Origin of the sequence: Lysinibacillus sp. BPa_S21, assembly GCF_023337795.1 — a bacterium.
Classification (GTDB): domain Bacteria; phylum Bacillota; class Bacilli; order Bacillales_A; family Planococcaceae; genus Lysinibacillus.
In genome coordinates, this window is record NZ_JALIRS010000004.1 from 40703 (window position 1) to 61408 (window position 20706).

Here is a 20706-nt window from a genome sequence, read left to right on the forward strand (position 1 = left end):
CATAATGATTGAAGCAATTTTTAACTATGAATTTTTACAAAATGCCTTTTTCTCTGGGCTATTAATTGGCATATTGGCGCCGCTACTAGGTGTTTTTATTGTCGTTCGCAGGCTTTCCCTTATTGCAGATGCCTTGTCACATGTAACACTGGCAGGTATAGCGGGAAGCTTATATATCAGTCAATCTGTTACAGCCTTAGCAATGTTAAATCCAATTTACTTAGGCATACTGGCCTCTGTCAGCGGTTCGATATTAATTGAGCGTCTGAGACGTTTATATAAGCACTATGAAGAGCTTGCTATTCCTATTATTATGTCAGGTGGGATTGGTATTAGTGCTATATTTATCTCGCTTGCAAGTGGTTTTAGCACGGATTTAATGAGCTATTTATTTGGTTCAGTGTCAGCTGTATCACGTCAGGATTTATGGGTAGTTGTAGGAATAGCTGCCGTCGTTATTATCTTTTTGTTTGTATTTTTTAAGGAGCTTTTTGTTTTATCTTTTGACGAGGAATATGCAAAAGCTAGCGGTCTACCTGCGCGTTGGATTCATCTCTTATTTATGATTATTACAGCGCTTGTTATTGCTGCAAGTATGCGCATCGTAGGTATTTTACTAGTATCATCACTTATGACGTTACCAGTAGCTGCTGCAATGCGACTTGCAAAGGGCTTTAAGCAAACAATCATTTACGCGATTGTCTTTGGCGAAGCGGCTGTGTTAATCGGTTTAGTCAGTGCTTTTTATTTAGATTTAGCACCTGGTGGGACAATTGTCGTTACTTCTATCTTGATTTTATTACTTGTTATACTAGTGAAGAAAATAGTATTTAAAATGGCTGCAAAACGGGAGGAGGTAGCGCATTGAATGTTTCTAGAGCGTGGGAAATTTTAAAAGAAAACGGCTTTAAAAAAACAGATAAGCGGGAGTTAATATTAGATATGTTTGCAGCAACAGATAAATATTTAACTGCTCGAGATTTATTAGTTGTTTTGAAAAAAGATTTTCCTGGTATGAGTTTCGATACGATTTATCGTAACCTTGCAACGTTTGTGAAGCTAGGAATATTGGAGGAAACTGAGTTATCTGGGGAACGAAATTTCCGTATGCATTGTGAGTCTGAGCATCATCACCATCATTTTATTTGTATGGATTGTGGCAATGTTAAGGAGCTACATCTCTGTCCTATGGAAATGCTTGGAGAAAAGCTACCCGACTATGAAATTGAAAATCATAAATTTGAGATTTACGGTAAATGTCCAGCGTGCAAGCGTGAATCTTTGTAAAATCTGAAATGACATTATTTGAAGAAAGGGGTAGGGCAAGTGAGGTTTCACTTGCAACTACCCCTTTTATAGTAATTATGCTGTTATATAAGTATTTTTAATTTTATTGTGGAAAAGTTATTAATGGCCTTACTCTAACAATCTATGCTTGTTGAAAGGAGACAGATTGGTATATGTCCGCTAGGCATTTAAATATTTTCTTAAAAAGAAGATGTTGCTGCTTCGTTGTCTTCTTTCCTCAACTATAAAAAAGACGAATGATGTGAGGAAATCATCATTCGTCTTTTTTTATTATTGATGTTTTTGTTGGAATGCTACCATAAAGTCACGTAATGCTTCACAAGCCTCTAACGGTACAGCGTTATAAGTAGATGCGCGGCAGCCGCCTACAGAACGGTGTCCATTTAGACCAACAAATCCTGCTGCTTTTGCTTCTACAAGGAATTGTTTTTCAAGCTCTTCATCAGCAACACGGAAAGTGATGTTCATTAAAGAACGGCTTTCAGGTGTTGCATGGCCTTTATAGAATCCATTGCTATTGTCAATAGCATCATAAATTACTTTTGCTTTTAATTCATTATGTTTGGCAATTTCAGCAACGCCACCTTTTGATTCTACCCATTTTAATACTTCACCTAACATATAGATCCCAAAAGTAGGTGGTGTATTGTATAAAGAGTTACTATCAGCGTGCGTTGAGTATTTTAGCATTGTAGGAATATTTTTATTCGCTTTCTCTAGTAAATCTTTGCGAATAATAACTACTGTTACACCAGATGGACCAAGATTTTTTTGAGCCCCTGCATAAATAAGACCGAATTTACTTACGTCAACTGGTTTAGAAAGGATATCACTAGACATATCCGCAACTAATGGTACATTTCCTGTTTCAGGGAAGTCATGCCATTGTGTACCGTAAATCGTATTGTTTGAAGTGATATGCAAATATGCATCCTCTGCATTGAATTGAATGTCTGCTAAAGCAGGGATATTACGGTATTGATTTTCTTTTGTACTAGCCGCTTCTACAGGCGTACCAAATAATTTAGCTTCTTTGAATGCTTTTTCAGACCATGAACCTGATAATACATAGCTTGCTTTTTGCTCTGCTTGTAGGAAGTTCATCGGTATCATCGTAAATTGAAGACTAGCTCCACCTTGTAGGAACAGAACTTCATAGTTTTCTGGGATAGCATAAAGCTTTTTCAATAAAGCAATTGCTTCATTATGTACTTCGTCGAAAATGGCACTACGGTGGCTCATTTCCATAATTGACATGCCTGAGTCGCGGAAGTTTACTAATTGTTGTTGGGCTTTTTCTAATACTTCTAGTGGTAGTGCAGATGGGCCTGCATTAAAATTGTATGCATGTTGTGTCAAAGTGGTACACTCCTTGTTTGGTTTTATAAGGTTACATCTTAATCATAGGGGGTTAAGTCCCTATTAATTGGTTGTTGAATCTATCAGGCTTTTACGATCCATTCATTTTTAATCTAAACAGTTGACCGTTAAAGCGGATAAAAGCACTTTACTGGATTATAACCCAATTTTCAAGAGAAAAAATAAAATTCTCACTATTTAAGCAGAAAAATGACAGGCTCGCAACAAAATGAACAAAATTGAGTTAAATTCATAATGGCTATGGAGGTTTAAATACGAACAAACAGATACATAGCTGTAGATATATGAGTTGATATTTCGTGATTTACACATTGCTTAATTAGGTGAATTATAAAATGTTCGTGTTTATAGATGAGAAATGGCTGAGAATGCAAACATTTTCGTTTGTTGAGCGAAGATAAACTTAATAACTTTCGGTATAATGAACTATGAATACGGAGATAAGGGGTGTTTTGAATGTTTACAATAGAAGAAGCATGTTTGGTTGTCGTTGATATCCAAGGTAAGTTGGCGACAATTGTTGATGACAGTGAAGCGATGATTGAAAATGTGGCAAAGCTGGTACAGGCTATGAAAGCATTGGAGGTACCTATTTTATGGCTTGAACAAAATCCAAGTCGTTTAGGTGGGACTGCATTGGATATTGCTCAGCATCTGCAAGGGGAAGCTATTGCTAAAATGGCTTTTAGTGCTTGGCAGGAGCAAGAGTTTGTAGAGGCAATGAAGGCAAGCGGTCGTACTCAATTTATCGTGACAGGTATCGAAACACACATTTGTGTTTACCAAACAGCTCGACAGCTAAAAGAACAAGGGTTTGAGGTTGAAGTTGTTGTAGATGCAGTGTCGTCACGTACAAAGGCCAATAAAGAGTTAGGACTTGAGAAGATGAAGGCACTTGGAATTTTACCAACAAGCGTGGAAATGATTTTATACGAGTTACTACAGCGTGCAGATCATCCACATTTTAAAACAGTGTTACAACTCGTTAAATAACAAAAAACCCATCGTTATGATGAGTTATTCATACTGTAGGCAAACTCAAAAAATTTGAGAGTTTGCCTACAGTCTTTTTCTTTTACAATTAATTCCAATAAACTTCTACATAAAGAGTACGTTTTATCAAGGTGAAAATTACCACTTTTAAACATGATGAAAGAAGTAAAAATGACAAAAGGAATCAAGTGTGAACTCCTCCGATTCCTTTTGTCGACAGTCTGAAACTCATCGTTACGATGAGTTTTTTATCAAGCGGGCATATCAGTCGGTGTTGGTTTTGCGTAACCTTCTTTATATGTCTCATCAATGGTTTGACGAATTTCTTTAAGGTCCATACCGTCTTTATGCATTTTTGCGGACTGTACAGCAATTTCTAGGCAAACGAGACAACGGGTACCGTGATCATCCCAGATAATTGTTCCATCCTTTCGCTTTTCCTGGATAAAGCAGTTTAAATTGCTTTTATGCCCAGCTGATTCGCCACATCCACAATAGCATGGAATCCACTTCAAAATGTCTGTAGATTGTCCAGCGATTTGATATACTAAGCGAATATCTTCGGATTTATTATCTAAAAACGATGGCAAAACATCAGCAGATGCAGTTTCCTCCTGAATATCTCCAGAAGCTTGTGCATGTTCACTATGTGAAGCTTCTTTTTGCGCTTCATCCGGATTTTCTTCAACCTTTTTCTCTTCACCACAAGCACTTAACACGAATAATAACAACAAAGCAAAAATAGATAGTAGTTTTTTCAACAAAAGCGCCTCCTACATGTTTACAATACTTCCATTATAACATCGTTCCTTTAAACATTTATAAGAAGCGCAAGTGAAAATCAATGAAAAATATCGAGTCCACGTGTTTTGTTCATGAAAAGTTCCATTTTCTCACTCAGTAATTTTTTCAAGAAGAAACCAAATAGAATGAAAATGAACCAGAAGAAAGATAAAAAGGCTAGATCAACCCATACTTTTGTCCAAATAATACCACCAACTGCCTCTCTCATCATTTCAATTGCATAAGTAAAAGGGAGAAATGGATTTATTATTTGGAAAAACTTAGGTAGTAATTCAACGGGATATGTGCCACCAGAACCTGCAATTTGCAGTACTAACATGACAATGGCTAACGCTTTCCCTACATTTCCGAAGACAGATACTAGCGTATAGACAATTGTGATAAACACTAAGCTAATAAATAGCCCAAATGGAACAAAGAAGTAAGGAGCACTAATTGATCCATCTAAAAGAACAATATCTCCTATTGTAATAATGAGTGTTTGAATAAATGAAAAAGTTGCAAATGTTAATAATCGCCCAAAGTAAATTTGACGAATACTGTATTGATTCTTCCCGTGAATATCTACAGATAAAAGAGAAATTAATAATAAACAACCAACCCAGATGGAAAGCACAGTGTAAAACGGTGTCATAGCTGTTCCATAATTAGCAATTGGGAACATTCTATGCTCCTGAAGCTTAATAGGCTCCTCGAAGAAATCCCGCTCAGCATTGACGTCGTTTTTCAATAATTGAACGATTTCAGAAATATCAGCTTCACTTTCTAATGTTCTTAGCTTGTCTGCAAGAGCCTTAATTTTTGTACTTAAAGCTGGGAAATTTGCTTGTACTGTACCAATTGTTTTATTTGCTTTTGCTAACATATCTTTGGCATTTGATAAACGATTTGTTGCTTGCGGTAGTAAATTTTTAACATTTGTTAACATGGTTGACGCATTTGTTAACGTATTTTTGGCAGAGGCTATGGTCGAATGAATTTGTGGCTCTAGTTTATCGTTATAATGCGTAAGGAATTGCTGAAGATTGTTGGAAGCATTTTGTGCAACATTTTGAATATCAGCAAGATCTTTTTTTATCGTTTCAACATCAATATTATTTAACTGTTGTACTTTAGTTGAGGCGTCCGTTAATAATGCATTTAGCTGATTTAATGCTGTTAAAGAACTTGAAGAATAATCAGTAAAACTAGGATTTGCCTGTAAATCCCCACGTATGGCTTCAAGCTGTTCAATTATTTTATTATTCGTTAGTAAATTTTTAACGTCTTCAGAATTACTTTGCTGTAGCGCTGTCAGGATGTTTTGTACCTTGTTTTGAAGCTGTTTACGAGTCGAAGCATCAGCTTGTGTTAATTTTTGAAGTGCTTCAAGTGTTTGGATGCTACTATTTACTTTTTCGCGAGATGCATCCAGCTGATTTGTAATCGTATCCTTTATTTGAGCAATCTTCGCTGAATCCACATTAGTATTTTGAATCTTCGCTACTATATCTGTAAATCGTTGAGCAATATTTTGCACAGCTTCTAAATCTTTTTTTACGATAGGTGATAATTGGTTGAACAATGTATCAGCTTCATTAACCAAATTTAAACCTTTATGGATAGTTGTTAGACCGTCATTTGTTAACTTCTCAACTTCTGGCACTTGGGTAATCGTATGATTCAGTAATGTCTCGGCTTCTTTCCCGCCTTTGGCAGTTTGTGCTAAAAATGATGTGATTTCTGGGAGGTGATGTTCAATTGTAAAAATGTAATCTTCAAACTTTCTAAAGTCTGGAATTTCTTTTTCCATCTCAATACCGACCGTATTAAAAATAGAAAAAAGTGTTCCGTTGACAGTTGAGATAAACTCACTAGATACTTGTTGTGTCAGGCCGCTAGCACCTTTACTTGTAATCTTGGGTGCGATTGGATTTATTTTTTCATTTACATAGTAATCGATATGTGCTTTAGTAGGCACATTCGATATTATAGAGGTCAGTTTTTCAGAAAAATCACTAGGGACAACAATAACCGCAAAATAGTTACCATTTTTTAACTGATCAATGGCTTCGTCATGAGAGGTAAATTCCCAAGTAAAGTTTTCATTCGTACTTAAATTGTCTACTACCTCATTACCAACATTAATATCTTCCCCTCTAACTTTCGCTCCTGAGTCTTCATTGACAATAGCAATTTTCATGTTTGCAGTATGAGCATAGGGATCCATTGAGGCATAAATATTGAGCCACGCATAAAGGGAGGGTAAAAAAATAAGTCCACCAATAATGACAGCAACTACCCAGTTTGTTAAGATATTATGGATATCACTTTTATAGATTTGGAAAACATTTCGGAAAGTGTTTTTCATTTCATCACCCCACATTCGTTTGAGCATTCTATATGTATGTTCCCAAATTCGGGCCAATTTATGTTTGAATTATAAAAAAACTTATTTTTAAAGACTAATTAGTTTACTAGGATTTAAAAACACTTTATAATCAATCGCGAATACACTAAAACTAGGATTTTTTGGTGTAAAAAAGGAGGAACATGATTCAAGTGAAAAAACTACTAATCATTGGCTCAGTAATTGTTTTGTTATTTGCGGTAATTATTGTGCTAACAAAAGTCTCGAACAATAGCAAATTAGAAAACGCAGAGAAACTTTATGGCGACAAAGAACTAAAACAAGAAACAATTGATCAATTGGATGATAAAAATTACCAAAATATTATGTTACCTGACGAACTTGAAAAAAAATTAAAAGCTGGGGAAGATGTAAATGCTTATTTTTTCAGTCCAATATGCGTGCACTGTAAAGCTTTTACACCTGAGTTAATGCCGATTGCTAAGGAGCTTGGCGTTGATATTGCTCAATTAAATGTGTATGAATACGATGAATTATGGCAAAAGTATAATGTCACAAAAACACCAACTTTCATTCGCTTTGAAGGTGGTAAAGAGGTACAACGTTTTGAAGGTGCCTTACCAGAAAAAGATTTGCGTACATTTTTAAATAAAGAAGTATTAAAAAAATAAGGTATGCTGAGACTGAATCAAATATTATTTTGATCAGTCTTTTTTAATTTTGGTGTATACTAAATATACTGAAGAGTTGTACATTGGAGGAATATTGAATGACGATGGATGATTATTTTTATAATGGTGAGCTAATGAAGTGCTATGAGGCAGCTAAGCAAGTTACAGATGAAAAAGAGAAAGCGTTAGCTGATAAATATATTAAATTATTAGAAGAGTATGATTTTGCTAGTTATCCAAAGCCTACAATGGGCGTTGAAACTCAACATGCTGAACGAGCGGATGAGAGCTATCCTGAATCCGATGCCGTCGTCGAAATTCGTGCAATCAAGGATGAGGCAGAGTTTGCTAAACGTATTAAAGAGCTAGAGGATGTAGCAACAAAGGGTACTCCAAATGAAAAGGCCCATTCATTTTTTACACAGGGTGAATTGTTTTTGTTTGCCCATCATTACAACGAGAGTGTCCATTGTTTTAAACAAGCAGTCAAAGAAAATCCTAACAAGGCGTTATATTGGGGCATCACAGGTCAAACGATGCATCGCTTTGGATGGATGCCCTTCGATGCACTTGGCTACTTAGAACAAGCTATAAACTTAGATCCAAAAAATGCGCGTTGGAAATGGAATAAAGCACTTGTTCTGATTCAATTAGCGAAGGATTTGCAAATGGCGCCGTTTATAGCAAATGCTGCGATTATTTTAGAAGAAGCAATAGCTGATTGTGGCGAACATCAGCGTTCATTAAAAGATGCTATCCAAAATACAATCGATAATATGGATAGTTATGTATTTTCATAAGATATAAGATGTCTCAATGAGTTGAGGCGTCTTTTTTTTGTGCTGAAATCTGACGTTTGCGCTCCGCTTTCTCGTTTGCTGCTCTCGGCCATTCCGGTTTTGCATGTTGCCTTAAGTCATACCTAACATTGTGATGAAGATGCTCGGTAAAACGGAATAAACAATTTTTTATGAGTTGAGCTTGTTTTTTTGTAATTTATCTCTATTTCTATTCGGTTTTGAGTTTTGATTGAAAAGTCGATATTTCATGGTAATCTTATAGTATAATTATTCCAAATTTCCTAGCCGAATTAAAGATTTGGAAGGGAATTCAAGAGTTTGTTTGATATAGTTTGTTATTTTTCAAGAACTATATAATCAATACGATTTTTGTTGAATAGGATCATCCATATATCTGAGAAAATATGTTTGAATCAAAGGAGGGTAGTTGGAAAATGTGGGGATTTAATGAGGATTTTCCGTTTGTGCGAAAAGGCATTCAATTCATGCTAGTATCAATAATTTTCTTAATCATAATTGGATTAGGAAGTGATGAATTTTATGGAGTAATGGGTAAGAACAACTATGTTACGATTCATTTATTGATGGAAATACTCATTATTGTGGTGACGATGTCAATTTCGATTCAGACATGGTTAATATCACCATTTATTTTATCAAATAGAGGCCTGTATGTTGGGGCATTGTTTTTAACATTTAGCTTCATCGAAATAGCACATGCACTCACCTATAAGGGAATGCCTTTCTTCATTACCGAAAGTACACCGTATGCGGCAACTTGGTTTTATATGTTCGGTCGATTACTATTATCGATTGGTTCTCTTTTTATTTATTTTATCAAGGAGAAGGAAATCAAATTAATTGATCGCTGGTTCATTTATAGTTTGCCATTCGTAATAACCATTAGTTGTTTTGTCGTTCTCTATGCTCCTACGCCTGTTTTGCCACCTCTTATGATCGAAGGGGAAGGTCCTACTAATTTAAAAAATACTTTACAATATATAGCTATAACGCTTCAAATGGTGATTATGGTTCTATTGCTTAAAAATTTTAAGAAAGCACCAAAAATTATATTTTTGCTATTAGGTAGTTCGATTTATTTAATATTGAGTGATATACTTTTTACTATTTATCTAGATGTTTATGATATTAAAAACTTTATAGGACATATTTTTGAGTTAGGTGCATTTTATCTTTTATTTAGAGCTATTTATTATTCTTCTATCGAAAAACCATTTCAGCAGTTAGTGGCTACACAAGCGCATTTAGAAAATTCTCGTGAAAAGATGCATTTTATGGCTTACCATAATGAGATTACGAATTTACCAAATGAACGTTTTTTAATGGAATCATTAAAAAGGGATTTATACATAGCTAATTCACAAAAGGCAATTCTTGCTATCGGTATAGAAAGAATTGCTGCTATTAAAGCGTCTTTAGGTAGCACCTATGCAGACCAAATGATAAGTTTAATCGCGCAAAGGTTGAAAAGTGTTTTACCAGAGAAATATTTGCTATGCATGTTGCGAGAAGATTATTTTGTTGTTTATATAGATGAGGTGAGCAATACCCAACAATTGACCCAGCTCAGTCAACAGCTTCAATTAGTCATGGAAGAAACTTTTCAAATTCAACATTTTTCTTTAAATAGTCAATTAAATATAGGTATTGCTTTATTTCCAACAGATTCTCATAGGGAAGAGGAGCTTATTAGATTTGCGCTTTATGCTATGCATGAAGCTCAGAAAACACCAACACGTATACGATTTTATGAGTCTTCATTATCACATGAAACGACTGAACGACTTTTATTAGAAAATGATTTACATGATGCTTTAGATAATCAAGAGCTTTTTTTAGAATATCAACCGCAACTTGATTTACGTACGGGTCAAATTAAGTCGGTAGAGGCTTTAGTCAGATGGCAGCATCCTAAAAAGGGTTGGATTTCTCCGGGGGTTTTCATTCCAATTGCTGAGGAATCTGGATTAATTATTCCAATAGGACAATGGGTTCTAGAAACAGCGTGTAAACAAGTAAAGAGTTGGGAAGCTGCAGGATTGCCACCGATTAAAGTAGCGGTCAATCTATCACTAGGTCAACTTTTTCAGCAAAATTTAGTTGAAATAATTCATCATGTTCTTGAGAAGACACAATTAGAGCCAAAATATTTGCAGCTAGAGATAACGGAAAGTATGACGATCCATATTGATCATATGACGATGATTTTACACAAATTGAAGGCCCTTGGGGTTACGATTGCAGTTGATGATTTTGGGACGGGCTATTCATCCTTATCTTATTTGAAGGATTTCCCTATAGACTGTTTGAAAATTGATCGGTCTTTCGTTCAGAAAATACAATCGAATACTACAGATAAGGCATTAGTTGACATGATTCTTTCTATGGCAAAGCATCTACAGTTAAAGGTAGTTGCGGAAGGAATAGAAGAGGTAGAACAGCTATCCTATCTATTAGAAAGTCAATGTGATACTGTACAGGGCTTCTTATTTAGTAAACCTGTACCTCCAAATATATTACTTGAGAACTATCAAACGCTTCACAATGATGCAAAAAATATTTTAGATTCAATTACTGCTTCTAAAGTATAAAGAGTTCAAGAAACATCCTTGTTTCATTTTATGATGAAACAAGGATGTTTTTTGTTAGCGATGTAATTCTAGGACAGCCTACATCGCAGACCTAATCGTTACCCGTTTCTTTATATTCTACAATCATGATATGATAGTGGGGAAATGATATGTAGAAATAAAGGACGGGTTTTTTCATGGCACAAGAAGCGGCAAATAAATTTATTGAAAAAGTATGTAACCATTTAGTGCGCAATATGAATATTACTAAGGTTGAGGAGCACTTTAAAGAGGCATTAGAGATACAGCGTAATTCAGCACAATCTCAAGTTGATTTTTGGGATAAATTAATGATTAACATGCTGTATTTTACTGAGAATGAGCAAGTTTGGGAAAAAGAATTTTTGAAGATGCTCGAAAAGAAAGAGTGGTTAAAGACTTCTGTACTTGAGGAAGAGCTTTTAATGCATCAAATGCGAATTCGTCAGCAAGTTGCGGAACAAATGGATGCTGCTAAAGAATTGTTTCATAAGCAGTATGTGGCAGACAATATGACAGAGGAAGATATTGTTTACGATTATGCTTATAGCTCTGCTGGACATTCCATGCGCGTAGATTTATTAACGGTACTTGTCTCTACACCGGAGCAATCAAAAGTGCTATTTAATGCAGATCCACAGGAAACGATCCGCATAATTAACGGCTATATAGCTTATCATACTGACGGGATTATTAATAAAGTGAAACTTTAATCAGTAGGAGGCTTTATGTCTGCGGGATAAACAACATTAATCTAGTTTGCAGTTATATAAGTTGATTGCAGTCCCTAGGAGCGAGCCGATAGAGGAACGAAGGCTAAAAGTATACGTTCTATACGTATCCTTTCTATCCATTAAGTGCTTGCGTGGAGCTTTCGTACATAAAAAATCGTGTTCTAATGTCTTAACACGAAGCAATCCTGTTTTTGTCTAGATATTATTTGCAGTATAATAAGGTGACACTAAGTTAACCTGAAAGGAATTTTTAAATGAATACACCATTTACTTTTAAACATACACAACCAACAAATATGGATCCAAATAAAAAATATCCAGCGATTTTTTTACTGCATGGAATGGGTAGTAATGAAGATGATTTACCACAATTAGTGCAGGACTTTAAAGAGCAATGTCATATCATTAGTTTACGTGGACCTATTTCGCAAAAACCTGGCTATGCTTTTTTCACAATCCAAGATATCGGTAAACCAGACCGTGAAATTTTCGATAAAGTGTTAATTGCTCTACAACGATTTGTACTAGAGGCAATTGATGAATATCAAATTGATCCACATAAAGTGTACATGCTTGGATTCAGTCAAGGCGCAGTTTTGGCACAGTCACTTGCTTTTGTAATGGGCAATTTAATTACAGGAATAGTGGCATTAAGTGGCTACACGCCAAAATTCGTGACAGAGGAATATGCAATTCGCTCCGTCAATCATTTACATGCATTTATTTCTCATGGTGATTATGATTATGTTATCCCATCACAATGGGGCGCTGAAAGTAAAGAAATATTTGAGCAATTTGGTGCTACTGTGACATTTAAACAGTATCCAGATGGGCATGGTGTTACACCAGAAAATCTACGTGATCTAACTGCATTTTTAGCACAGGAATTACAAGATACTATTCAATGAAAACAAAATGGTCAAGGAAATCTTTGTGGAGTTGTGGCGCTTAAAAACCATAATTTAAAGTACCATGCCAGAAGATATATGCTATGTGAAGTGGTTGATTGGAGTGGAGATTGGGCGACTCCTCGGGGATTAGCGTCACAGATGAGACCCTGCAGCGAAGCGAAGCGGCTCATCGGACGCCCCCAGGAAAGCGCCCAGTCGGAACGGAAATCAACCCCTCATTTTGCCGAAGAGCCATACTATATTAAAACCTTAATTTCATTAACATAATAGTTTTTAACCAACATAAAAAACCGAGACATGCAGGATGTCTCGGTTTCATTTTATTCTTTACTATTCATTCAAGACCTATTTTGATAAGCTTCGATCTTTGTTAGTCACGGCAGCTACGGCATCGTGAATCGTTGTTTCAAAATGGTTACTTTGTAATGAGGACACACCTTGAATAGTTGTCCCTCCCGGTGAGCATACCTGATCAACAAGTGCCCAAGGGTGTTCCTGAGATTTGATAATCATTTTTGCACTGCCGAGTACTGCATTTGCCGCAATATCAAGCGCCATGCTTTTTGGCATTCCTTCACGTACAGCTGCACGTGCTAATGCGTCGATATACATATAGGTGAATGCAGGTGAAGCACCACCAATCGTTGTAAATATGGAAAATAAGTGTTCGGGTACCTCGATTATTGTACCGACTGTTTCAAACAGTGAGATGACATGCTGAAGATGTGCATCTAATACTGTCTCACTTGCTGTAAAGCAGCTAGTGGAAGCACCGATAAGCGCATTAATGTTTGGCATTACACGAATAATAGGTGTAACTTCAGATAAATAACCTTGGAAATATGAAACATTTTTACCTGCAGCTATGGAAACAATGACATGCTTGTCTTGTAAATGCTTTTTCACTTCAGGTAAAACATCTGGTAACATTTGGGGTTTGACACCGAGGATAATGATGTCACAATTCGACATAATATCTTCAATAGAGCTTGCTGCCTGAATGCCGTAAGAGGTTGCTAATTTTGTTGTTTTTGCTTTGGTACGATTATAGCCATAAATAAAAGTAGGATCAAAATCTCCGCTTTTACACATTCCTTTAATAATGGCCGTAGTCATATTACCAAGGCCGATAAATCCGTATTTCACGTGGTAGACACTCCTTCATATAGTTAAAACATACACCTTAGTATAGAGTAGATTGTTTTACTTGAATAGTAATATGCAAAGAATCAAGCCAATAAGGTTCAAATTCGCGGCAGTCGGTGGTATCATAGAAGATGTTGTGAATGAACGTGTATCTCTATTTTTCATTAGGTTGAATATAAAGAATAAAGAAAATCATGTACTTTATGTGAACATTGAGACAGACTCTATCTAAAAGAGGTAGAATAATAATTTGGTACGTCTAATGCAAAATTTGTCGCTTTCTAATGGTAAAGCGTGTAGAAATTAAGAGAGAAAAGGAATTAAGATGAATGGAACAAAATCTAAAAACGGAGCATAAACCACAAACTTCCGAGAAGTCATTGGAAAAGTCTTCACGCTCTTCTATTTTAGCGCAGACAGTGAAAACAGGAATCATTAAATCCAATTTAATTCCTATGTGGGCTGGTTTAACGCTAGGTATGTACAAAAATAAAATGACTTTCGTAGAGAATATACCTGAAATTATTTTCGCAACGATTGGTTCAGCACTTGTTATTGGTGCTGCTGGAGCATTTAATAATGTGTACGACCGCGACATTGATTCTGTGATGCCTCGTACGCAAAGTCGACCAACTGTAACTGGTGAAATGTCAGCTAAATCAGCACTAATTTTAGCTTTTGCCATGCTTATTATCGGGGCATCTGTGTTGGCTCTTGCTTCACCACTAGCTGCTGGATTTGGTCTCTTAGGAGTATTTTTATATGTAGTACCTTATACAATGTGGACAAAACGACATACGATTTATAACACGGAAGTTGGGAGTATAGGAGGGGCGATTCCAGCGTACATTGGCTGGGCGGCAGTTTCTTCTGATATTACACACCCTGCAATACTCGGCCTGTTTTTAGTGATGGTCATTTGGCAGATGCCACACTTCTATGCCATTGCTATTCGTAAGCACGCTGATTACGAAGCGGCTAACGTTCCAATGCTTCCAGTTGTAAAAGGGATGCGTCGTACTTATTATCAAACGAACTTTTATTTAATCTTATTAATATTATCAAGCTTTTTATTTGGCACTTTAAGTGTTGGCATTATGCTTGTTGCTTTATTGCTAAGCATTGCATGGCTTGTGATGAGTATTTACGGTTACCATAGTAATAAAGATCAAATAAAGTGGGCGACAAAAATGTTTGTTTTCTCACTTATCCATATGACCATTTTATTTACAACGGTTATCGTGTACTCTTTAGTAGGTGTTATTTTTAAATTGTATTAGAAATCGCGAAAAGCCAACAGGTTATTCTACACTTGTTGGCTTTTCCTTTTCCACCGAGATAATTTGACGACTTGGCCATTCTATTGCGTGTAACTGACCTCCAAAAACAGCTCCACCATCTATACCAATGATATTATTTTCACCAAAATAGACACTGTAATTTGTTGGATTCTGGTGAAGTCTATAGGTAGGTGTATGGCCAAAGATTACAGTTTTCTCGCCTTGATAACCTACATGAAATTCTTCGCGAATCCATAAAAATTGCAAAGGATCGGTGTCTGCCAAAGCTACTCCAGGAACAACACCGCCATGTACAAAAACGGCATCCTCTAATTCGATATAAGTAGCAAAAGTTTCAATAAGCTGTAAATGTTCTTCTAGCTTTGGTAAGGTCTGAATAAAGCTAGGTAGAGTATCATTTTCAATAGCTTCCGTAAAATCGTCTAACTGATAACCATAGCTCGCGAGTGTTGCTTCGCCACCGCAAAGTGCTACCCAATGATTCCATGGTTTAGGAAGGCCAGAGCGACATGCTTTTAGCATAATAGCTTCATGATTTCCTAGTAAGACACGTGCACCTTTTCCTTGTAATTCTCCCACTAAGTTTAAAACGCCACAAGATGCAGGCCCTCGATCAATATAATCGCCAAGTAAAAATAGCTGATCTAGCGAAGTATCATAATTAGCTTTTAATAATAATTCTTCAAAAAGTTCTATTTCTCCATGTATATCACTAATTGCTAGTATTCGATCCATAAAAGAGCATCCTTTCCAGTATTAGAGAACTACTAATAAGTATAGAGAATAGTTTTACAAATATCGACTAATGTAACTTTTAACCATATATTTGATTGTAATGTTATCACAACATATAAAGGTTTCTAGTTATTCTTTATCATATGACGAAATGATTCCATTTCTGTATTCGTTCGTCTAAAGTGTTGGGAATAGATGTGGAATTTGCTACAGCTTGCTATTCAGCTAACGAAGCAGTTTGGTGAAGTTAGGTTTTTGAAACTTTAATCAAAAATCAATGTCTAAATAGTAAAGGGGGAGAAAATTTGAAAAGAATTTTTATCGTATTGGCGGTCATTAGTTTTGTATTAGTCGGTTGTTCCGAAGAACTAGACGATCAAACAAGAGAACCGACAACTGACTGGGAACAAACAATATACGGAACTGTCAACAACCTTGAGGGAGTAACGATGATTGTAAAGGAAGGAACGGTCACTTCTACTGGATTGACGGTGACATTTGAGAATAACTACAACAAGCAAATTATCTATGGTGAATATTATTTGTTGGAAAAGAAAATCAAGGGGAAATGGTACCAAGTTCCATTTGCCTTTGATGGGAACCCCGCTTTTAATGATATTGGCTATAGCTTGGATTCTTCGGTTGCTAAGGAATGGCAAGTGAAGTGGGAGGGGCTCTATGGAAGTATAGATCACGGTGAATACCGAATAGTGAAAGAAATGCTGGATTTTAGAAACGCTGGGGGCTATGACAAGTATCATTTGACAGCGGAGTTTACAGTTGATTAACGAAACAAAATTAGTATGTAAGAACGAAATATTGTACCTTAAAGTAACGGAGTGCCTTTGTTGAATGCGATTTATAATATGTAAAACAGAGTTGATTCTACACATTTTGTAGAGTAACTCTGTTTTATGAATAGTAGCAGTCTTTTAGAGAATATCAAATATAGGAAATAAAAGATTTAAATAGAGCGCCATCACTGGCAGTATCGTGCAGCCTAAACAAAGTTTCTTTAATGCTACTTGCGTAAAACCTAAAAGTATTTGGCCGTAATGTTTCTATGGTAGTAGCGAGTTTTAGTCTTTTTTATAGTCTTCCCAAACTTGCTTGGCTATTGACTCATCGAATGTTGATAGTAGTCGATAGTTGTTTGTATCTAAAATTCGAAAATGCTGACTAATGACGTTTTGTTGTAGACGATAACCTTTGTACTCGCTAAGATTTTTCCACCATATGTATCCACCCATCGTCTTTTCCTTTGGCTGTAATGTGCCGTTATTAGCGATTAAGTCGACGACCTCAAGTGGATCCCCGCCAAGTTCATGCTGTAAAATTGTGCTTTCTCTGCATAAAGCGCACACCGCAACGGTTGTGGTCCAGCCAGTAGAAATACGACCTTTTTCAATTTGAACAAGTGTTTTTTTAGAAAGTCCTAGTAAATCACTCATCTGATCCTGTGTTAAATCTTTTTCGGTACGGATTAATTTCAGTTTTTCTGAAATAAGTGTGACTAATTGCTCACGATTCATCCAAAACACCCTTTCTTTCAGATAGTTAAATACTATTATACATGAAAGTGGTCAGAGGTGTTTTTTGTTTCGCGGGAAATTAAAACGTAAAAAAACAGACTGCCCAGCAATTCTTTTCATTGGACAGTCTGCAAAATAGTTAAATTTCGTATTTTTTCGTGTCAGAAATAACACGGAAATGGATCCCTTTAATTTGAGCGCTTACTTTATGACGTAATGTATCAATATCTACTAGTTCATCATTATCATTGACACATTCTGCAATTTCTTGTAATAGCTTTGTAAAAGCCTCTTTGAAGAGTGAACGCATATTATCAAAATCTAGGCTACGGAAGTTTCCATCAATATCAAATGCCTCTACAGAATTTAATTGCTTTGAAGCACCAGCAAAGCGATCATCGTACACTGTGTAGTTTTCATCTGTAACTACGATAATATATAATATTTCACCAGTAATTGTTTTTAATTCGATGTTGGTTTTGTGTTTTTTAACATCGGTAATGATGTGAATACCGTCCGAATGATAGAGTTTAAACAATTTCATATGTATTGCCCCCTGAAAATAGAATCATATCCATATATTAATTATATATGGATATGCCTAATAATGGAATGGGACAAAAGTATTTGGAAAAACTGGAATAGCCCTATTTGAATGATACTGGTGAAGCAAAATTGTTATAAACTATTAAGAAAACCTGATTATGCTTCTAGTACAGTAGGTAACATATTGCGAAGAGGACGAACCTCGATGTAATCAATCCGATGCCCTTGTTGTTCATAAATACTAAATATATAAGGGGCCAGCTCAATATTTTTAGTAGCTTTAATGCCGTTATTTACTGTTAAAAACCAACCGCCCAATGTTCCGACTTCTTCTGCTTCCAGGGTTACATTTAATAGCTTTTCAACATCTTCAATGAGCATTTTTGCATTTAAAATATAGTGATTATCACTTACTTTTCGAATTTCTGCAATTTCATCATCGTCGAATTCATCGCGAATCTCACCAACAATTTCTTCTAAAATATCCTCAACGGTTACAAGTCCCGATGTCCCGCCGTATTCATCCATTAAAATGGCCATATGAATTCGCTCTTTTTGCATACGCACTAGTAATTCTTGAATAGGAATCGTTTCAATTACTCGTATAACAGGATTAATGAAATCTTCAAGGATTAATGAATCGTCTGTCAGTTGCTCAAGCAAACTATGAGTAAACAATTCTTTGACGTTGATAAAGCCCAAAATATTATCACGATCACCATCATAAACAGGATAACGAGTATATTTCTCAGCGGCGATAAAATGAATCATATTTGTAAAAGATTCATCTTTTTCAATTCCAACAATCTCTGTTCGAGGTACCATAATCTCACGAGCAATACGTTCATCAAATTCAAAGACATTATTCACAAACTTTAGCTCTGTTTTATTGATTTCTCCACTTTCAAAGCTTTCAGATAGTAGTAATCGTAATTCTTCTTCTGTATGTGATAACTCATGCTCTGAAGCAGGCTTCATCCCAAACATGCCAACTAATACTCGAGCTGAACCGTTCAAGAACCAGATAAATGGGTACATTACTTTATAGAACCACATAATCGGTTTAGCAAAATGGAGTGTAATCGTTTCAGCTTTTTGAATCGCAGCAGTCTTTGGAGCCAACTCTCCGACAACAACATGTAAAAATGTTGCGATGGCAAAAGCACTACCAATCGTAAAGACCGTCATATATTTATCTGGAATGCCAACCAAGTTAAAAAGAGGGTGAAGCATAAATTCAAAGGTTTTTTCACCGACCATCCCGATACCAAGCGCTGTGACAGTAATACCAAGCTGACAGGCAGATAAGTATTCGTCTAAATGATTAACAACATACCTTGCAGAAATGGCTCTTTTATTGCCTTCCGCAATTAATTGGTCAAGCCTTGAGGAACGTACTTTTACTATGGCAAATTCCGTTGCCACGAAAAAGCCAGTTAAAGCTAATAAAATGGTGAAAATCGATAAGTTGAGTATGGTCTCCAAATAGTCGTTCTGTATGAACAGAACGTCACCTCCTAATTATGAATAAGTAAAAGTAAAGATTGCATGAGAGCAATACTTTCGGGAGAAACATGTTTTTTAATCTTTTCAATATCTTGATTGTCTTGTTTGTTTATTTGTTCAAGTAGAAAAGTTACATCCTGCTCTAAGTCTTGCATTTTTACACGTAGCGTTTGTACATCGATTTCTTCATGCGGAGTGATGTTTAGCTCATGTTGTATATTTATGAGTGAAAGACCTTGCTGTTTGCGTTGCTCAATAAAATGAAGCCGTTCAATCATTGCAGGGGCATAGTAGCGATAATTGGATGCAGAACGTTCTGCTTCTAATAAGCCAATGTTTGTATAATAATCGATTGTTCTTTTTGTAATTCCCGTTTTTTCTGCAAGTTCGCCAATTTTTAATCTCTCTGTCCCAATACAAACACCTCCGAACCATCACGTGATACTTTAATTATAACTGGAGAGTTCGGTTAGTTTCAAACGGAAGAACCTGATATTTCTAAATTGTAAGATTTTTCAGAGGCTTATTTTTTGATGAACATAAAAATAGGAAGTTCTTAAAAATTATTATGGCAATAAATTTATTTGACTTGCTATAAAGTAGGTTAGGTTATTAAGATTAAAGAAGTGGATAGTGTGTTGTTTCAATTTAATCGTGGTGGATGAAATGAATAATATAAACTACGCTATAGGATCTATCGCATATTTTGAAATTTACTACCGATAATTTATGTAATGTCAATCGTTACAGCGTAAATGGGAGGGGAATTAACGGTTATTATGAAGAAGGTATTCAAACTTATCACTATATTGCTCTCGGCAGTATTTGTTTTTTTCCTTTGCCTACACTTACTGATTGTGTCTCAAGGTAAAGATACTGCGATAGAAAATGCAGATTACCTCATTATTTTAGGTACACGTTTATCGGGGGATCAACCGTCTAGTCTACTGTACGAGCGCATCAAGACTGCAGCAGCCTATTTAAAAGAAAATCCAAATACAATTGCCATCGCTTCGGGCGGCCAGGGACAGGACGAAATTGTCTCTGAAGCCTCTGTCATTAAAGAATCATTAATGCAATTAGGTATTGAAGAAAAGCGAATTATCACCGAATCGAATTCGACTCGTACGCTTGAAAACTTTCAGTATTCAATGGATTACATAGACAAAGATGCCACAGTTGTAGTTGTGACAAATCGATTTCATCTATATCGCGCCGAATCTATTGGTGAAGATTTAGGACTTAACGTTACCGGCTTACCAGCTGCAACACCCTCTGAATTTCGTATTAAGTATTACTCCAGAGAATATTTAGCGATCGTGAAGTATTATTTAGAAAAAATACATATCCTCACCTAGC

20 protein-coding genes are annotated in these 20706 nt (G+C 35.8%); 11 read left to right on the forward strand and 9 right to left on the reverse strand.

Features of this window, described 5'->3' with window-relative positions; translation table 11 throughout:
* Positions 1 to 4: 4 nt before the first annotated feature.
* Together MOK21_RS08655 and MOK21_RS08660 are read left to right on the forward strand one after the other, a co-directional pair.
* On the forward strand, positions 5 to 868 hold the full coding sequence (locus MOK21_RS08655) for a metal ABC transporter permease (RefSeq protein WP_249073544.1): 864 nt from the start codon (positions 5 to 7) through the stop codon (positions 866 to 868).
* Complete coding sequence (locus MOK21_RS08660) at positions 865 to 1287, forward strand: Fur family transcriptional regulator (protein ID WP_249073545.1); 423 nt, start codon at positions 865 to 867, stop codon at positions 1285 to 1287. Before MOK21_RS08655 ends, MOK21_RS08660 begins: the two co-directional genes overlap by 4 nt.
* Before the next feature lie 291 nt (positions 1288 to 1578).
* On the opposite strand, the gene serC is transcribed toward MOK21_RS08660, so the two are convergent.
* Positions 1579 to 2667: a 3-phosphoserine/phosphohydroxythreonine transaminase gene (serC, locus tag MOK21_RS08665; protein ID WP_249073546.1), complete on the reverse strand. Its 1089-nt coding sequence runs from the start codon at positions 2665 to 2667 to the stop codon at positions 1579 to 1581.
* Between the two features lie 477 nt (positions 2668 to 3144).
* On the opposite strand from serC, the gene MOK21_RS08670 reads away from it, so the two are divergent.
* Positions 3145 to 3681, forward strand: coding sequence for a hydrolase (locus tag MOK21_RS08670; RefSeq protein ID WP_249073547.1), 537 nt, complete (start codon positions 3145 to 3147; stop codon positions 3679 to 3681).
* 251 nt (positions 3682 to 3932) lie between these two features.
* Here the strand turns inward: MOK21_RS08670 and MOK21_RS08675 are convergent, their stop codons facing one another.
* Both MOK21_RS08675 and MOK21_RS08680 read right to left on the reverse strand, forming a co-directional pair.
* On the reverse strand, positions 3933 to 4442 hold the full coding sequence (locus MOK21_RS08675; protein WP_249073548.1) for a PCYCGC domain-containing protein: 510 nt from the start codon (positions 4440 to 4442) through the stop codon (positions 3933 to 3935).
* 80 nt (positions 4443 to 4522) lie between these two features.
* Positions 4523 to 6835, reverse strand: a complete 2313-nt coding sequence (locus MOK21_RS08680) for a YhgE/Pip domain-containing protein (RefSeq protein ID WP_249073549.1) — start codon at positions 6833 to 6835, stop codon at positions 4523 to 4525.
* Between the two features lie 191 nt (positions 6836 to 7026).
* On the opposite strand from MOK21_RS08680, the gene MOK21_RS08685 reads away from it, so the two are divergent.
* The 5 genes from MOK21_RS08685 to MOK21_RS08705 all read left to right on the forward strand — a co-directional run bounded on the left by MOK21_RS08685 (position 7027) and on the right by MOK21_RS08705 (position 12578).
* Positions 7027 to 7506: a thioredoxin family protein gene (locus tag MOK21_RS08685; protein ID WP_249073550.1), complete on the forward strand. Its 480-nt coding sequence runs from the start codon at positions 7027 to 7029 to the stop codon at positions 7504 to 7506.
* A gap of 98 nt (positions 7507 to 7604) precedes the next feature.
* Entirely contained in the window at positions 7605 to 8306 is a 702-nt protein-coding gene (locus MOK21_RS08690) for an O-linked GlcNAc transferase (RefSeq protein ID WP_249073551.1), read from the forward strand.
* Positions 8307 to 8740: 434 nt separating this feature from the next.
* Positions 8741 to 10918, forward strand: a complete 2178-nt coding sequence (locus MOK21_RS08695; protein ID WP_249073552.1) for a bifunctional diguanylate cyclase/phosphodiesterase — start codon at positions 8741 to 8743, stop codon at positions 10916 to 10918.
* Positions 10919 to 11094: 176 nt separating this feature from the next.
* Positions 11095 to 11649: a hypothetical protein gene (locus MOK21_RS08700; protein ID WP_249073553.1), complete on the forward strand. Its 555-nt coding sequence runs from the start codon at positions 11095 to 11097 to the stop codon at positions 11647 to 11649.
* 275 nt (positions 11650 to 11924) lie between these two features.
* Positions 11925 to 12578: an alpha/beta hydrolase gene (locus MOK21_RS08705; RefSeq protein WP_249073554.1), complete on the forward strand. Its 654-nt coding sequence runs from the start codon at positions 11925 to 11927 to the stop codon at positions 12576 to 12578.
* 348 nt (positions 12579 to 12926) lie between these two features.
* On the opposite strand, the gene proC is transcribed toward MOK21_RS08705, so the two are convergent.
* Complete coding sequence (gene proC / locus MOK21_RS08710; RefSeq protein ID WP_249073555.1) at positions 12927 to 13727, reverse strand: pyrroline-5-carboxylate reductase; 801 nt, start codon at positions 13725 to 13727, stop codon at positions 12927 to 12929.
* A gap of 329 nt (positions 13728 to 14056) precedes the next feature.
* Between proC and cyoE the strand changes: the two genes are divergently transcribed.
* The gene (cyoE, locus tag MOK21_RS08715) at positions 14057 to 15007 is read left to right on the forward strand and encodes a heme o synthase (protein ID WP_249073556.1); all 951 of its coding nucleotides are present in this window, start codon (positions 14057 to 14059) and stop codon (positions 15005 to 15007) included.
* A 21-nt stretch (positions 15008 to 15028) separates the two neighbouring features.
* On the opposite strand, the gene MOK21_RS08720 is transcribed toward cyoE, so the two are convergent.
* Positions 15029 to 15763, reverse strand: coding sequence for a metallophosphoesterase (locus MOK21_RS08720; protein ID WP_249073557.1), 735 nt, complete (start codon positions 15761 to 15763; stop codon positions 15029 to 15031).
* A gap of 305 nt (positions 15764 to 16068) precedes the next feature.
* Between MOK21_RS08720 and MOK21_RS08725 the strand changes: the two genes are divergently transcribed.
* Positions 16069 to 16551 carry an immunoglobulin-like domain-containing protein gene (locus MOK21_RS08725; RefSeq protein ID WP_249073558.1) on the forward strand — a complete coding sequence of 161 codons (483 nt, stop codon included), beginning with the start codon at positions 16069 to 16071 and terminating at the stop codon, positions 16549 to 16551.
* Between the two features lie 291 nt (positions 16552 to 16842).
* Here the strand turns inward: MOK21_RS08725 and MOK21_RS08730 are convergent, their stop codons facing one another.
* From MOK21_RS08730 to MOK21_RS08745, 4 genes are all read right to left on the reverse strand, one after another.
* The gene (locus MOK21_RS08730) at positions 16843 to 17295 is read right to left on the reverse strand and encodes a helix-turn-helix transcriptional regulator (protein WP_249073559.1); all 453 of its coding nucleotides are present in this window, start codon (positions 17293 to 17295) and stop codon (positions 16843 to 16845) included.
* Positions 17296 to 17434: 139 nt separating this feature from the next.
* On the reverse strand, positions 17435 to 17839 hold the full coding sequence (locus MOK21_RS08735) for a hypothetical protein (RefSeq protein ID WP_249073560.1): 405 nt from the start codon (positions 17837 to 17839) through the stop codon (positions 17435 to 17437).
* 158 nt (positions 17840 to 17997) lie between these two features.
* Positions 17998 to 19326 (reverse strand): hemolysin family protein, encoded by a 1329-nt coding sequence (locus tag MOK21_RS08740; RefSeq protein ID WP_249073561.1) that lies wholly within the window; start codon positions 19324 to 19326, stop codon positions 17998 to 18000.
* 32 nt (positions 19327 to 19358) lie between these two features.
* Positions 19359 to 19763, reverse strand: a complete 405-nt coding sequence (locus MOK21_RS08745; protein WP_308221913.1) for a MerR family transcriptional regulator — start codon at positions 19761 to 19763, stop codon at positions 19359 to 19361.
* Positions 19764 to 20126: 363 nt separating this feature from the next.
* Between MOK21_RS08745 and MOK21_RS08750 the strand changes: the two genes are divergently transcribed.
* A complete protein-coding gene (locus tag MOK21_RS08750; protein ID WP_249073562.1) occupies positions 20127 to 20705 on the forward strand; it encodes a YdcF family protein in 579 nt (192 codons plus the stop codon).
* Position 20706 lies beyond the last annotated feature (1 nt).